Genomic DNA, 14,724 nt, shown 5'->3' with positions numbered 1-14,724 from the left:
GGGTCTTGTCCGCTGTTTGACGGCGGCGGGTCTTGTCCGCTGTTTGACGGCGGCGGGTCTTGTCCGCTGTTTGACGGCGGCGGGCCCTGCTCGCTGTTTGACGGCGGCGGGCTGGGGCCTGCCCACGACTGGGGGCCGAGATGATCGAAACGCGGGGACTGCGCAAGTCGTTCACATCCCGCCAAGGCAAAGAGAAGAAAACCGTCGAGGCCGTCCGCGGCGTCGACCTGACCGTCGACGAGGGAGAGATTTTCGGCTTCCTCGGACCCAACGGCGCGGGCAAGACCACCACCCTGCGCATGCTGGCCACGCTGATCGAACCGGACGGCGGCACCGCCGTCGTCGCCGGCGCGGACCTGCGCAAGAGCCCGGGCGAGGTGCGGCGCCGCATCGGGTACGTGGCCCAGGGCGGCGCCACCTGGGACGACTCCACGGCCCGCGAGGAACTGGTCCTGCAGGCCCGCCTCTACGGCATCTCCCGCGCCGACGCCCGGGCGCGGACCGAGCGGGTGCTGGAGGCGTTCAACCTTGCGGCGTACGCCGACCGCAAGTGCAAGACCTACTCGGGTGGCCAGCGCCGCCGGGTCGACATCGCGCTCGGCATCATCCACGAGCCCAAAGTGGTCTTCCTGGACGAGCCGACCACAGGCCTCGACCCGCAGAGCCGCGCCCACATGTGGGACGAGATCCGCCGCCTGCGCGCCGAAGGCATCACGGTGTTCATCACCACCCACTACCTCGACGAGGCGGACGCGCTCTGCGACCGCATCTCGATCATGGACAACGGCGAGATCGTCGCCTCCGGCACGCCGGCGGCGCTGAAACGGGAGATCTCCGGTGACGTCGTACGGGTGGGAGTCGACGCCCCGGCCCGCGCGGCAGAGGTCCTCGGCTCGGCGGACTTCGTCAACAAGCTCGAGACCCACGACGACAGCGTCCGCCTCTACGTCGACGAGGGCGCCACGGCGATCCCCCTGATCCTGCGCGCCCTCGACGCGGCGTCCGTACCGCTCGGCGCGATCGAGCTGCACCGACCCACCCTCGACGACGTCTTCCTGACCAAGACCGGCCGATCGCTGCGGGAGAGCTGACCGATGAAGCTGCTCAGAGACACCTGGCTGATCTTCCAGCGGCAGGCCCTGCTCCTGCTCCGCAACCCGGTGTGGATCCTCGTCGGCGTGTTCCAGCCGGTGATGTATCTGCTGCTGTTCGCGCCGCTGCTGAAACCGGCACTGAACGTCCGCACCAACGCGGAGGCGTACGAAATCTTCGTCCCCGGCCTGCTGGTCCTGCTGGCCATCTTCGGAGGGCTCTTCCAAGGCTTCGGCCTGATCGCGGAACTGCGCGCCGGAGTGATCGAACGCTCCCGCGTGACCCCGGTCAGCCGGTTCGCCCTGCTCCTCGGCCGGTCCCTGCGCGACACGGTGTCCCTGCTCGCCCAGGCGGTCATCATCACGCTGCTGGCGCTGCTCTTCGACCTGCGCGTGGTCCTCGGCAACCTGTTGCTGGCGTACCTGATGCTGGCCTTGATCTCCCTCATGACCTCGGCGGTGTCCTACGGCGTGGCGCTCGCCGTGAAAAGCGAGGACGTCCTCGCGCCGCTGATGAACACGGTCGCGCAGCCGGTCCTGCTGCTCTCCGGAATTCTGCTGCCCTTGACGTTCGCGCCGGGCTGGCTGCAGGGAATCGCGGACTGGAACCCGTTCTCATGGGCGGTGGACGGCGTACGGGCATTGTTCCGCGGCGACCTGGGAGCCTCGGCTGTCTGGCAAGGGCTGCTCATCATGGCCGTGCTCGCCGTCGCGGCAATCACGTGGGCGGCACGGTTGTTCGCGCGCAGCGTCCGGTAAGGAATGTGGTCGGCCGCCGCGACACCGCAATCCGCGGCGGCCGGCCCGTCAGCGGCTCTTCCACAATTCGGGGACGCTCACACCGAACGTCATGAGCAGCCGCCGGAACAACGGAAGCGACAACCCGACCACATTCCCGTGGTCCCCCTCGATCCGCTCGACGAAAACCCCGCCGAGCCCATCGATCGTGAAAGCCCCGGCAACATGCAACGGCTCCCCACTGGAGACGTACGCATCGATCTCGGCGTCACTGACGTCGGCGAAATGCACAACGGTCGCCCCGACATCCTCGGCGTGCTTACCGCCGGTGAGATCGGTGAGATGGTGCCCGGTGTACAACACACCGGACCGCCCGCGCATGGCCCGCCACCGATCGGCGGCCTCCCGCGGGTTCGCTGGCTTGCCGAGAATCTGCCCGTCGAAGGCGAGCACGGAATCACAGCCCAGCACGAGAACGCCGGCCTCCGCCACCGACGTCGAGGCCACCGCCTGAGCCTTCATCCGGGCCAGGGCCAGGCACATCTCGTACGCATCATCGGTCTGAACGACGGACTCATCGACGCCGCTGACCTGCACGGAAGGATCGAAGCCGGCGGAACGGAGAAGCTGCAGCCGGGCAGGGCTGGCGGAGGCCAGGACCAGCCGGGGGCCGTTGTCGGTACGCACGAGCGCCAACGGTACAAGCCTGGGAGGGCGGCCCTGGCTGTGGCTTCAGCCGGTGCCTCCGGATCGTCTCCGTCGCAGCCAGAAGACGCCCCCCAGCCCGAGCAGCACGACCGCAACTATGCCGCCGATGATCAGAGCGCTTGAGCTGCTCTTCTCGTCAGCCTTCGGCCGTGCTTGAGCGGTGGTCGTGGGCGCTGGGGTGCCTGGCTGGGTGGTCGGAACTGCGCTCGGACCGTCGGACGCCGGTGCCTGCTTGTCACTCAGGGCGGCGACAATGTTGACGATGCCGTGCCCGTACTCGGGATCGACGCCGGGGGCGCCTTTGTCGGTGGCGGTCTGTTCGAGTCGCTGGACGACTTCTTCGGCGGTCATGTCGGGGTACTTGCTGCGGAGCAGGGCAGCAGCCCCAGAGACGATAGCTGCGGCGTCCGAAGTGCCGGTCTGCTCTATCGCGTAGTCGCCCCTGTTGGTAGTGCTCGTCATGTCTTCGCCCGGTGCCGCTAGGTCGATTGCGGTACCAGTTACTGATACGTCCGACTTCCGGCCTTGGCGATCGGTTGCGGCAACTGCAACCACGGAGTCGAAGAGTGCGGGCGCGATGACTCCGGTGTCACCTGGCCTGTTGCCGGCTGCAGCGACTATGACGACGTCTGCCTCAGTTGCTCCCCTGACCGCCTCGATCGTCCGTGCAGTCGTGCCGCCCCCTGCGGAGATGTTGATGACCTTCGCGCCGTGCTTCACTGCGTAGTCGATCGCCGGACCGAGTTCCAGCTTTACCTTGCGGTCGCCTCTCAATACTTTGATCGGAAGTATTTTGGCATCAGGGGCGAGCCCGAGTGCGCCACGATTGTCCTTGCCGTGGGCCGCTATGAGGCCGGCCATGGCCGTGCCGTGTCCGTCTTGGTCCGCTTGGCCGGAACCGCCCGGGTTGACGAAGTCAGTTCCTTTCAGAACGCTGCTGTCAAGGTCCGGATGTTTGCTGACACCTGTGTCTATGACAGCAACGGTTACGCCTTTACCAGTGCTGATCTTGTGAGCCTCGGCGACTCGTAGATACTTCAGGTGCCACTGCCGGTCGCGGAACTCGTCAGCGAACGCGGGAGTGCCGAATAACGCCGTGCCGGTGACGGTCAATGCGGCCACTGCCACGGCGATGAGCCGACGAGTCATCTGTTGTAGCCGATAGCTGGTCCTGGGTCGATCGGACCGGGCTCAGGGGGAGGCATCAGGACCGGGTCGACGCCCTCCTCGGTCGCCCAGGGATTGTCAGGGTCCCACTGGGTGTGGCCGGTGTCGCTCTCGCGGCGCATGCGACTCCTGCCTGGTTGCCCAGGAACGGTCGACGTACTGGGGCCGGACACCGGCGTCGGCCGTCCCCCCGGAGCGCCGCCCCGGATTGGAGAGACGCCCTGCTGGCCGATGACCCCGCCCACGGGATTTACCCTCGACGCCGCGCTGCCCCGAAGGCTGGTAGACGATGGCGGTTGCCCGATCAGTGCATTGCCCGGGGAGCCCCCGATGACGCCGCCGGGCGGAGCCACAAACTTCACGCCGGGTCCAGCGCCTACGCCGGGATTCACCATTCCGGGTCCGGGCACCTTGCCGGGCCCAAGGCCCGTCGCCGGCGCCAGGCCAGTGCCGCCGGTCGGAGGAAGGAGGCCGGGAACCAATCCAGACGGCCCAGCAGGACCGGACGGACTCGGTGAAGTTACGACCTGTGAGCTGGGCGGTGTTATGACCGAGGGAGCCGTACTGCCGAGGATCGGCCCACTTCCGACAGATCCCACTCCGGTTGACGTTCCGGGGCCTGGAGCGATGGGCGCGGAATGAATCGGTGCCGGGTGGGAGAGATGGCCTGTACCCACATGGCTGTTGGGCGACTGCACCGACGAGAGCCTCTGCCCAGAGCCACCGCTGTCACCGCCGGGCGGTGGAATGACGGGAGGAGCTGCGAAACCTGAGCCGTCTTCCCTCCCGGCCCGCTTGGTTTCGTCGGTCTTGTCGCCTCCGGCCGCAGGGTTGTACGGCTTGGGCTTTTGCAGGGCGCTCTGGCCGCTGATCACCGTGCTGCTCAGGTCGTACATGATGACGCGGGCCTGGTTGTTCAGTTGTTCCTGCTGGGCCGACGACACCGGCGGCATGGAGAACGTCGGAAGTTCGGTGGGGTCGGCCGCCTTGGCGGCCTGTTCGGCCTTCCAGGCCCCATTCGCCTTCTCGTTCGCCTCGTACTGGTCGAAAAGCGGCTTCAGTTTGTTGCGGGCGAGGCTCAGCGTCAGCGTGACCGTCGAGAAGGTCGTGTAGTTGGCTGAGGCCGCTTCGTGGGTGGCTTGGAGGTCTGCGATGAGTTTGTCGAGGCGCTCGATGTAGGCCGCGGCTGCAGGGCTCTTGGACGGGGGCCACACCGAGGCGAGGTTGTCGCGGTACATCTGGACCTGGCCCAGGTGGATGAGGGTCAGGTCGGCCGTCTGCTTCCAGCCGGACACCACGTCGAAGTGCTTGTCCGTCTCCTGGTCGGCTATCGCGGACCACATGTAGCGGACGTCTTTCGAGCTCCAGTCCGTGCCGCCGTAGCCTCCGCCTCCGTCTGCGATGAGCATCAGGCGTTCTCCGCTTCCGCGTCGTCGGTCATGGTGGCGGCGCTCGCCTCGGTGAAAGCAGTCTCGACGTCGCGGACCTTGGCGTGTGCGTACGCGTCCGAGTTGCGGTATTCATCGCTGATGGATTGGGCGGCGGTGGCGAAGACGTGGGTGCCGTCGCGGAAATTGTAGGTGTTGGCGAGGGTCTGGTTCTGGACCTCGTTGTGCAGCTTGAGGAAGCTCTGCAGCTCGGGAAAGTGCGGGCTGACTTCAGGGAGCACCGTCAACATCGATGCCGTGACTCTCTGCAGGTTGGGGTCGTAGCCGGCTTGGACCTCGTTCGCCAGGGTCTTGGCGAACTCCTCCATCGCCTGGATGTCGGTCTCGATCGAGGCGAAGCTGGTGATCCAGCTGGTCTGCGGCTCGTGCATGACGCCTGGGCCCTCCCCCGAGAGTGCGCGAAGTCTTCCGCGAGACTAGTCGGTGACGGCCGGTGTCCTCGACCCCGTGCCGGGGCCCTGTGGACAGACTGCCGTCTATTCAGCAGGGTTGCTCAGCGGGGCAAGCCCGATTCGCGCCACGATCCCCGGCCGGCGCCCGGTCGGGAGCTGCGCGTCCAGGGGGTCGTCGATGGCTTCGGGGTGCTTTCATCCGTACCCGTGTATCGGCTGGCCAGGGCTCCGACCAGGGCTGCCAGCTCTTCCGGGGTCGGTACGCCGCGCACCACGCTGACCAGCGGTTCCTCTTCCATTGATCAAGCGTACGACCGTACCCGCGGGTACGCGGTGACACGCGTCCCACACTCGGCTGATCGATTCGCTGCCGCTCGACATGACCGGGTATTTTCTGCGTGATGTCTACTTCCCCCCCGCTCGTAGTCGCTGACCGCTACCGGCTTGTCGCGCCGCTCGGTCAGGGCGGGATGGGTCGTGTCTGGCGGGCGACCGACGTCGTCCTGCACCGTGATGTGGCGATCAAGGAGCTGGTCCCGCCGCCCGGGCTGACGCCGGACGAGCGTCAGGAGATGCGGGAACGGTCGCTGCGGGAGGCCCGGGCCATCGCCCGCCTCAACAACATCAATGTGGTGCGCGTCTTCGACGTGCTGCGGACGGACGCCGATCCGTGGATCGTCATGGAGTACGTGCCGTCGCGATCCCTTCAGGACATTCTTGCCAGCGACGGGCCTTTCAACCCGGTGCGTGCGGCCGAGATCGGCCTCGGGGTGCTGGGCGCGCTGCGCGCCGCGCATCGGGCGGGGGTCGTGCACCGCGACGTGAAGCCCGGCAACGTGCTGATCGGCGAGGACGGCCGGGTCGTGCTCACCGACTTCGGGCTGGCGACGGTGCCCGGCGACCCCAATGTCACCCGGACCGGGTTGGTGCTGGGCTCACCCGCGTACATTGCTCCGGAGCGTGCCCGGGACGGCACAGCCGGTCCCGGCGCCGACCTGTGGTCCCTCGGCGCGACCCTCTACGCGGCCGTGGAGGGCGCGTCTCCTTTCGCGCGGCCGTCCGCGATCGCGACGCTGGCCGCCCTGGCCACCGAGAACCCGCCGCCGGCCCGCAACGCCGGCCCGCTGAAGCCGGTGCTCAACGGCCTGCTGCGCAAGGACCCGGCGCACCGGATCAACGCCGACGAAGCGGAACGGTTGCTGCTGCGCGCCGCCGGACGCCGGTCGAAGATCACTTTCCCGATGAGCCCGTCGATGCGCCGGCCCGGTATCGGCCGCGAACGCCCGCCGGTCGTCCCGGGCGTGTCGGCCAGCGCCCCGGTCGTGCCCGGCCCGCGCCCGCCCGTGACCTCGGGTCCCCCCGCCGGCACGGCGCCGGTCTCTCCGGGCCGTTCCGGTATGCCGCCGGTCTCTCCCAGCCGATCCGGCACGCCGCCCGTTTCTCCCGGTAGGTCCGGAACGCCCCCCGTGACCACCGGCCGTGCCGCCGCCACCCCGCCCCCGGTCGCCCCCGGTCGCGGCGGTGCAACGCCGCCCGTCGCACCCGGTCGCGGCGGTGCAACGCCGCCTGTCGCACCGGGCCGCGGCGCTCCGACGCCGCCCGGTCGTCCCGCGGCGGACCCGGCAGCCGCGCAGAACCGTCCGCAAAGCGGAGCCCCCTCTGGTCGCGCTCCCATCTTCGCTCCCGGCAAGGCGACGGTCGGCCGCGCGCCGCGTCCCGCGGACACGCCGACCCGCATCGATGCGCCGCACCAGCCCGAACTGGACCCCACGCGGGTCGACACTCCGGCTGCCCGGAAAAGTACGGGCACAGCAAAGCCGCCGCCCCCACAGGCGACCCCAGGAGTGGAGAGAGGCACCGCCCTCGACGCGACGATGCGCGGGTCGGGCTCCGCCCCGGGGTCGTTCACGGTCGAGGAAGTAGCCGCAGCCCGTAAGCGAGCGACGACCCCCCAGCCACCGTCAAGCCGTACCCCGGCAGTAACGCCCCCAGCCTCAACCCCCAGCCGCGAAATCCCCGAGCCACCCCAGGCAACGGCGGCGACGGCCACCCCTACGGCCCCCAAGCCGACGCCGGCCACGGAGCGGACCCCGGCCACGGAGCCGGCGGCGAAGACGCCTGCGCCCGCGGCGAACAAGCCGACCGCTGCGCCGACCACTCCGGAGTCGAGCGCCCCGACCGTCGCGCCGACGTCGACCTCGTCGGCTGCCACGCCGGCGTCGAGCTCGCCGGGGCCGACTTCGGCGGCTGCCGCGCCCGCGGAGCCCAAGTCTCGGCAGCCTTTCGGGCCGCGTCCGGACAAGCGCGCAACCACCTCGTCCGAGGCGGCGGCACTGGTCAAGGACAACGAGCCCTCGTCCGCCGACGGCTCCAAGGCGCTCCCGGCCGAGTCGTCCGGTGCTGAGAAGGACGAGCCGGCCAGGGACACGCCCGCCCCAACCTCCACCGTCGCCGAGCCGGCCGAGAAGGCCCAGAACGGCAAGGCGGCGAAGGCAGCTGACGAAGCGACGGCCGACTCCGCCGAGGTGACCGCGCCGGCTGGAGAATCCGAGAAGCCCGCGACCGACGCCGAGGCCCTGGTCAAGGCCCCCTCGACCAACGCCGAGCCCACGCCGGCCACCTCGACCGACGCCGACGCCGACCCCAACGCCAACGCCGACCCCGACGCGGCCGCCGAGGCCGGATCGGCCCCGGCAGACATCGGCGGTCCCGCGACGGAGAGCGAAGCGTCCAACGGCGACGCCAAGGCCGAAGGTAAGGCGGAGGCCCCCAAGGACGATGCCCCGGCACAGCCGGTCGGCAAGCCGGTGGTCGGCGCCCGAGCCGGTGCGGGCTCGGGCAGCAAGGCTTCTCGCAAGAAGGGGCGGGGACGCCAGGCGAAGGTGACCCCCGCGGACACCGAACAGCCGGCGGCGGCGACCGTCGAAGCGTCGGACACCGAGCCGGCGGAGCCGGACAGCGCCGAGGTCTCGTCGGACGTCGCTGCTCCTGAGCAGGTGGCCGAGCTCGCCTCCAGCGATCAGGCGGACAAGGAAGGACCGGCAGACGCCAAGCGGTCCGCCGAGCAGCAAACCGAACCCAAGCCGGCCTCGGAGCCGGAGAAGGCCGAGCCTGAGCAGAATTCCGGACCGGACGGGACGCAGCCGAAGCAGTCTGCGGGCACCGCAGATCAGCGGCAGGGCGAGCCCGGCACGGCCGATGCGGCGAAGGGCGGCCCGAAGGCCCCGGCCAAGCCCGACCAGACTCAGGTCGCTGCCGCGGCCCTGACGGGCGCTGCCACGACGGCTGAGCCCACCGCAGCCATGAAGACGCCGGCGAAGCCCGAACCGGCCAAGGCGGAAGCGCCCGGAGCAAGTGCGCTCGGAGCCGCGAAATCGGGGGCGGGCACGCCTGGAGCAGCCGCGCCTGGAGCAGCCGCGCCTGGAGCAGCCAAGTCCGGAGCGGGCACGCCCGGGGCAGCCAAGTCCGGAGCGGCCGCGACGAAGGATGCCAGGGAAACAGACAAGACGGCGGCCGGCTCCGCACGGGGGCAGTCCGGCGCGGAGCCGACCCGTACCCGGGTGATTCCGGCGGCGGGCACCATGCCGAGCCGGCGTTCCCAGCGCGCCGCCGCCGAGGCCGCGAGCAAGGGTGGTGCCGCTGCCTCGGCCGCTCCCGTTTCCGGGGCGCCGGGCGTTCTGCCTTCGAGCCGGCCCGCGTGGCAGCCGATGAACTTCCGTGAGCCGACCGCGGGGCGGCGAGGGCTCACCGTTTTCGGTGTCACGCTCACGCGGCGACAGACTGCGATCGCGATGGCGATTCTGGCCGCCGTACTGGTGCTTCTTGTGGTTGTGCCGTTGGCTCTTTCGAGCGGGGATGACGATCAGGCCTCGGAGCCGGGCCGGCAGGGCGGCGTTGCGCCGGCCGCGAGCGGCGGCAAGCAGCAGTCCGCCGCGGCGGCGGCTCCGGAGAAGTCCACACCCGCCCCGACGCCGACGACCACGACGCCCTCCACGCCGCCGTCGTCGGCGCCGGCGAGCGACAACGTCGCGGTGCCGAAGGGCTGGAAGGTGTACGGCGATGCCGGCACCGGGTTCTCCGTGCCGCTACCCGCCGGGGTGTCCGTACGGGTCAATGGGCCCGAGGAGACCGAGTTCCGGTACAACAACCGGCTGCTGCTCATCGCGCAGACCGACCAGCCTGCGGCGGATCCGATGGCGGACTGGAAGCAGCAGGAAGCGACGCGCTCGAACGGCAAGTACCGGAATTACCAGCGCATCAAGATGGTGCCTGTCGACTACTTCCAGAAGGGCGTGGACTGGGAGTTCCTTTACACCACGGCCAGCGGCAACCGGCAGCACGCGGTGAAGCGGAACTTCCTGACGGGGCCGAAGCAGGCGTACAGCATCAACTGGTACACCACCCCCGAGGACTGGGACGCGGCGAAGAAGGACCTTCAGGTGATCTACGACGGGTTCAAGCCGCTGTCGTGAATCAAGGTGCATGAGCCACCACGTGAATGGGTACTCATCGTGAACCATCACTGGAGGTGCACGATGTTTCGCCGACACGGGAGCAAGCCCACGATCGGGCTGTGGATGCTCGTCGCGCTCGCCGACATCGCCATCCTCGTGGCGGCCGTGGGCATGGTGACCTTCGCGCTGGCCGCCGCCGGAGCGATGATCGTCGCCGGTGCGATCGCAGGCGCCTGGCAGCTGCAGCGGCGCGCCCAAGCGGACACCTCACCCGCCCTGCGCCGCCGCGCCTGAGTGCTCGCGCTGCGCCGGCGAGCGTGAGGGGCTTGGGCTGCGCCGCCGGGCGTGAGGGTCCGCGTCGCGCCGCCCGGGCGTGAGGGGTCGCGCTGCCCGGGTATGGGGACTCGCGCTGCGCCGGCGGGCGCGAGGGGCCGCGTCGCGCCGGCGGGTGCGAAGGGCTCGTGCTGCGCGTGCGGCGTGCTGAGGTGGCGTCGTGCCCGGCCGATTCACAGGTTGTCGTGAGGTCGTACCTGCATTGATCCGCTACGCTCGCGGGCTGTGGCGATCGACTCGGTGAGTGACCTGTGGGACACCCTGCTCAGCGCCCAGCCCGACCCGCCCCGGACGCTCGTGCTGGTCACCGCGGTGATCGCGCTCGTGGTCGTGGCGGTGCGGCCGGTGTGGCGGGTGGCCCGTAACGCCGTCACCATCGCCCACGAGGGTGGTCATGCCCTCGCCGCGCTGCTCACCGGGCGTAAGTTGCGGGGTATCCGGCTGGAGTTCGACACGTCGGGGCTGACGTTGTCGGCCGGGCGGCCGACCGGGCCGGGCATGATCTTCACGCTGCTCGCCGGGTACGTCGCCCCGTCGCTGATCGGGCTCGCGGGCGCCTGGCTGCTCGGCGGCAACCGCATCACGTTGCTGCTGTGGGTGGCCGTCGTGCTGCTCCTGCTCATGCTGATCAACATCCGCAACGTGTTCGGCGTGGTGTCCGTCCTGGTCACCGGCGTGATCGTCTTCGCCGTCTCGTGGTCGGCTTCGCCGCAGGTCCAGTCGCTGTTCGCGTACGCCGGGGTGTGGTTCCTGTTGATCGGCGGGGTCCGCCCGGTCTTCGAGCTGCAATCGTTGCGCAGCCGGGGGCGCATGCCCGAGTCCGATGCGGACCAGCTGGCCGGGCTCACGCACGTACCGGCGCTGTTCTGGGTCGGCCTGTTCCTGATCGTCGACGTCGCGGCGCTGGTCATCGGGACGTTCCTGCTGGCCGGGCAGTGGCTGCCCGACCTGGCCACTTCAAGCACCTGACGAGCGAAGTAGCCGCCGATGATTTCGGGCAGCGACCGGTGGGTCGCCGGAGCCCGTTGAGCGCCGAGGCAAGCGGCAGGTGAACGGTGCTCCCGGGAAGTCCGGGGCCGGCGACGCTTCCGAGACGCCCCGGGCGATCGGCGCTTCAGGGACGCCCGGGCGAGCGGCGCTTCAGGGACGCCCGGGCGAGCGGCGCTTCAGGGACGCCCGGGCGAGCGGCGCTTCAGGGACGCCCGGGAGCGCTACGTGATCCCGGCCGCCCACGCCGAGGACGCCCACAAGCTCGAGGCGAGCGGCGCTATGCCGGGGCGAGCGGCCGCCGATCAGCGCTTCCTGGACGCCGGGGCCACCGGAGGGTGCCGGCGCTCGGTGGACGCGGAGGCGGGCGGCAGCTGCGGCCACCGGGGGATCGCGACCGGCGGCTGGCTGCCGAAGCCGGTCACGGCGGGTGGCTGACCCGGGAGCGGCCGTCCGAGTTGGCCACTTCGAGTAGCTGAATGGCGACACATTGAGTATCTCGTGGTGATGCGAGTCACCCTGGGTGCTCGATAGCTTCCACCGCATGGCTGCTGACCTGGGCATGGCCTGGAGTACGGGGGTCGTGGCGTTCGTGGCGGCCGTGCCGCTGTGGCGGTACACGACGAACGCGATCACGATCGCCCATGAGGGCGGTCACGCCTTGTTCGGGTGGCTGTTCGGCTCGGTCGTGAAGCACGTCAAGATCTTCCGGGCCGGCGCCGGCGAGATGCAGGCCGGCGCGGAGAACTGGCTGTCGAAGTTCGTCTCCCTGGTCGCCGGCTACCTCGGGCCTTCCATCTTCGGTTTCGGCGGGGTGCAGCTCCTCGTCCACGACGCCGACCCGCGCTCGGTGCTGCTCCTCAGCCTCGTGTTCCTCGCCGGTGTCCTGGTCATGACGCGGAACCTCTTCGGCATCTTCGTCATTCTCTTCGTCGGCGCGATGCTGTGGGTGGTCGCGATGCGGTCGACGGAGGCGGTGCAGCTGGCCTTCGCCTACGTGTGGGTGTGGTTCCTCCTCATGGGCGGCACGCGGCAGGTGCCGGAGCTGTTCCACGCCATGCGCACCGACCCCACGACCGACGCCGGGCAGCTGCAGAGCCACACGCTGATCGGCGACGTGGTGTGGTTGTTCGTCTTCTGGCTGTTGTCGCTGGGCGCGCTGGTCTACGGCGGCGCGCTGCTCCTCCGCCACGGCGCGTAACCCGAGCCGGAGAAGCGGCGCCGACCCAGCACGGTGCGTCATCCGTCGCGGGGAAGCGGCGCCGACCTAGCACGGTGCGTCATCCGTCGCGGGGGAGCGGCGCGGACCTAGCACGGTGCGTCGTGCGTAGCGGGGGAGCGGCGCGGACCTAGCACGGTGCGTCGTGCGTAGCGGGGGAGCGGCGCGGATTAGAGCGGGATGTTGCCGTGCTTCTTCGGCGGGAGCGTCTCGCGCTTGGTGCGCAACATTCGCAGTGCGCGGGTCACCTGGTTGCGCGTCTGGGACGGGGCGATCACAGCGTCCACATAGCCTCGTTCCGCCGCGATGTACGGGTTGGCGAGCGTGTCCTCGTACTCCTGGATGAGTTCGGCGCGCCGGGTGGCGGGGTCCTCGGCGGAAGCGAGTTCGCCGCGGTAGAGGATGTTGACCGCGCCCTGGGCGCCCATGACCGCGATCTGGGCGGTGGGCCAGGCGAAGTTCATGTCGGCACCGAGGTGCTTGGAGCCCATGACGTCGTACGCCCCGCCGTACGCCTTGCGCGTGATGACCGTGACCTTGGGGACCGTGGCTTCGGCGTACGCGTAGATGAGCTTGGCCCCGCGCCGGATGATGCCGTCCCATTCCTGGTCCGTGCCGGGCAGGAAGCCCGGCACGTCGACGAACGTGAGCACCGGGATGTTGAACGCGTCGCAGGTCCGCACGAAGCGCGCGGCCTTCTCGGACGCGGCGATGTCCAGCGTGCCGGCGAAGTGCATGGGTTGGTTGGCGACGACACCGACCGGGCGGCCCTCGACGCGGCCGAAGCCCACCACGATGTTCTGCGCGTACAGCGGCTGCACCTCGAGGAAGTCCTCCACGACCGCCTCGACGACCGCGCGGATGTCGTAGGGCTGGTTCGCCGAGTCCGGGATCAGCGTGTCCAGGGCGAGATCCGCTTCGCTCGGGCCGAGGTCCGCGGGCAGGTCGAAGGTGGTCGGTTCGTCCAGGTTGTTGCTGGGGAGGTACGACAGCAGCGCGCGCACGTAGTCGATCGCGTCCTCCTCGTCGGTCGCGAGGTAGTGCGCGTTGCCGCTGCGGGTGTTGTGCGTACGCGCGCCGCCCAGCTCCTCCATGCCGACGTCCTCGCCGGTGACCGTACGGATGACGTCCGGCCCGGTGATGAACATGTGCGACGTCTGGTCCACCATCACGGTGAAGTCGGTGATCGCGGGGGAGTAGACGGCACCACCCGCACACGGGCCCATGATCAGGGAGATCTGCGGGATGACGCCGCTGGCCCGTACGTTGCGGAAGAAGATGTCGGCGTAGAGCCCGAGGGCGACGACACCTTCCTGGATGCGGGCGCCGCCGGAGTCGTTGATGCCGATGATCGGGCAGCCGATCTTCATGGCCAGGTCGAGGACCTTGACGATCTTCTCGCCGAAGACCTCGCCGAGGGAGCCGCCGAACACCGTGAAGTCCTGCGAGAACACGCAGACCTGGCGGCCCTCGACGGTGCCGTGGCCGGTGACGACGCCGTCACCGTACGGGCGGTTGCGGTCCAGGCCGAAGTTCGTCGAGCGGTGCCGGGCCAGCTCGTCGAGCTCCACGAACGATCCCTCGTCGAGCAGCATCTCGATGCGTTCCCGCGCGGTCTTCTTCCCGCGGGCGTGCTGCTTCTCGACGGCCCGAGCGGAACCGGCGTGCACTGCCTCGTCCGTGCGTCGGGCGAGGTCGGCGAGCTTGCCGGCCGTCGTGTGGATGTCGGACCGTTGCACGTCCGGCTGAGTCGTCACTGTCCTGCGCCTCCACTCACCCGCGGACGGTCGTCGTCCCCGGTGCGCTGTCCCACGAGCCACGTCGTGCGTGATCGCGTTGCCGCTCTGCGACGCGGTACGGGCCTGTCGTGCCGCGTCGGGGGTGATCGTATCCAGCGATGCGGGCGCTCGGCTGCCGTGCCGCCCGGGCTGTGGATAACGCGGCGAGGCGGATCCCGGCTCTGTGGATAACGCGCTGGGCGGACGTCCGGGGCTGCCAAGGTGGTGGCGTGGATGACGCACTCAGCACATGCGCCCGGTCCGGCCGACGTCGAGCCGGGTGCGTTTCGTTCCTAATGCACCATTCGTTACAACCCCCGTGACGACATGGATGACCCCCGTGGGCGTGGCGTTGATCGTCGGAGGCATCGCGACGCTCATCGTCTTCCGCCACGTGCTGTTCGCCGGC

Annotated in this window: 12 protein-coding genes and 1 pseudogene; 7 read left to right on the top strand and 6 right to left on the bottom strand. The window is 69.7% G+C overall.

Going from position 1 to position 14,724, the window contains the following annotated elements; translation table 11 throughout:
• Window positions 1–140 precede the first annotated feature (140 nt).
• Window positions 141–1,091, top strand: coding sequence for an ATP-binding cassette domain-containing protein (locus AB0K03_RS12510; RefSeq protein ID WP_364683591.1), 951 nt, complete (start codon window positions 141–143; stop codon window positions 1,089–1,091).
• 3 nt (window positions 1,092–1,094) lie between these two features.
• A complete protein-coding gene (locus AB0K03_RS12505; protein ID WP_364683589.1) occupies window positions 1,095–1,850 on the top strand; it encodes an ABC transporter permease in 756 nt (251 codons plus the stop codon).
• A 48-nt stretch (window positions 1,851–1,898) separates the two neighbouring features.
• Here AB0K03_RS12505 and AB0K03_RS12500 read toward each other — a convergent pair whose 3' ends face one another.
• The 5 genes from AB0K03_RS12500 to AB0K03_RS12480 all read right to left on the bottom strand — a co-directional run bounded on the left by AB0K03_RS12500 (window position 1,899) and on the right by AB0K03_RS12480 (window position 5,843).
• On the bottom strand, window positions 1,899–2,516 hold the full coding sequence (locus tag AB0K03_RS12500; RefSeq protein ID WP_364683587.1) for a nucleoside triphosphate pyrophosphatase: 618 nt from the start codon (window positions 2,514–2,516) through the stop codon (window positions 1,899–1,901).
• A 45-nt stretch (window positions 2,517–2,561) separates the two neighbouring features.
• Complete coding sequence (gene mycP, locus AB0K03_RS12495; protein ID WP_364683585.1) at window positions 2,562–3,686, bottom strand: type VII secretion-associated serine protease mycosin; 1,125 nt, start codon at window positions 3,684–3,686, stop codon at window positions 2,562–2,564.
• A complete protein-coding gene (locus tag AB0K03_RS12490; protein WP_364683583.1) occupies window positions 3,683–5,113 on the bottom strand; it encodes a hypothetical protein in 1,431 nt (476 codons plus the stop codon). Before AB0K03_RS12490 ends, mycP begins: the two co-directional genes overlap by 4 nt.
• Window positions 5,113–5,523, bottom strand: coding sequence for a hypothetical protein (locus AB0K03_RS12485; protein WP_364683580.1), 411 nt, complete (start codon window positions 5,521–5,523; stop codon window positions 5,113–5,115). The genes AB0K03_RS12490 and AB0K03_RS12485 overlap by 1 nt, the downstream gene beginning before the upstream one ends.
• Window positions 5,524–5,645: 122 nt before the next feature.
• A complete protein-coding gene (locus AB0K03_RS12480; RefSeq protein ID WP_364683578.1) occupies window positions 5,646–5,843 on the bottom strand; it encodes an acyl-CoA carboxylase subunit epsilon in 198 nt (65 codons plus the stop codon).
• 102 nt (window positions 5,844–5,945) lie between these two features.
• Here AB0K03_RS12480 and AB0K03_RS12475 point away from each other — a divergent pair.
• The 5 genes and pseudogenes from AB0K03_RS12475 to AB0K03_RS12455 form a co-directional block, all read left to right on the top strand.
• Window positions 5,946–6,908: pseudogene (locus AB0K03_RS12475) on the top strand (serine/threonine-protein kinase); the annotation flags it as partial.
• Between the two features lie 3,171 nt (window positions 6,909–10,079).
• Window positions 10,080–10,292, top strand: a complete 213-nt coding sequence (locus AB0K03_RS12470) for a hypothetical protein (RefSeq protein ID WP_364683576.1) — start codon at window positions 10,080–10,082, stop codon at window positions 10,290–10,292.
• A gap of 264 nt (window positions 10,293–10,556) precedes the next feature.
• A complete protein-coding gene (locus AB0K03_RS12465) occupies window positions 10,557–11,300 on the top strand; it encodes a M50 family metallopeptidase (protein ID WP_364683574.1) in 744 nt (247 codons plus the stop codon).
• Between the two features lie 246 nt (window positions 11,301–11,546).
• Window positions 11,547–11,756 carry a hypothetical protein gene (locus AB0K03_RS12460; protein WP_364683572.1) on the top strand — a complete coding sequence of 70 codons (210 nt, stop codon included), beginning with the start codon at window positions 11,547–11,549 and terminating at the stop codon, window positions 11,754–11,756.
• A 106-nt stretch (window positions 11,757–11,862) separates the two neighbouring features.
• Window positions 11,863–12,519, top strand: coding sequence for a M50 family metallopeptidase (locus AB0K03_RS12455; RefSeq protein ID WP_364683570.1), 657 nt, complete (start codon window positions 11,863–11,865; stop codon window positions 12,517–12,519).
• A 188-nt stretch (window positions 12,520–12,707) separates the two neighbouring features.
• Here AB0K03_RS12455 and AB0K03_RS12450 read toward each other — a convergent pair whose 3' ends face one another.
• Window positions 12,708–14,294, bottom strand: a complete 1,587-nt coding sequence (locus AB0K03_RS12450; RefSeq protein WP_364683568.1) for an acyl-CoA carboxylase subunit beta — start codon at window positions 14,292–14,294, stop codon at window positions 12,708–12,710.
• Window positions 14,295–14,724 lie beyond the last annotated feature (430 nt).

Origin of the sequence: Actinoplanes sp. NPDC049316 (genome assembly GCF_040677315.1) — a bacterium.
Lineage (GTDB): Bacteria > Actinomycetota > Actinomycetes > Mycobacteriales > Micromonosporaceae > Actinoplanes.
The sequence above is the reverse complement of the archived record's forward strand: the minus strand, read 5'-3'. Positions and strand labels throughout refer to the sequence as shown.

Coding starts and splice junctions, on each gene's coding strand:
- AB0K03_RS12510 (WP_364683591.1), top strand. CDS start 141: ATGATCGAAACGCGGGGACTGCGCAAGTCGTTCACATCCCGCCAAGGC.
- AB0K03_RS12505 (WP_364683589.1), top strand. CDS start 1,095: ATGAAGCTGCTCAGAGACACCTGGCTGATCTTCCAGCGGCAGGCCCTG.
- mycP (WP_364683585.1), bottom strand. CDS start 3,686: ATGACTCGTCGGCTCATCGCCGTGGCAGTGGCCGCATTGACCGTCACC.
- AB0K03_RS12490 (WP_364683583.1), bottom strand. CDS start 5,113: ATGCTCATCGCAGACGGAGGCGGAGGCTACGGCGGCACGGACTGGAGC.
- AB0K03_RS12485 (WP_364683580.1), bottom strand. CDS start 5,523: ATGCACGAGCCGCAGACCAGCTGGATCACCAGCTTCGCCTCGATCGAG.
- AB0K03_RS12480 (WP_364683578.1), bottom strand. CDS start 5,843: ATGGAAGAGGAACCGCTGGTCAGCGTGGTGCGCGGCGTACCGACCCCG.
- AB0K03_RS12470 (WP_364683576.1), top strand. CDS start 10,080: ATGTTTCGCCGACACGGGAGCAAGCCCACGATCGGGCTGTGGATGCTC.
- AB0K03_RS12455 (WP_364683570.1), top strand. CDS start 11,863: ATGGCTGCTGACCTGGGCATGGCCTGGAGTACGGGGGTCGTGGCGTTC.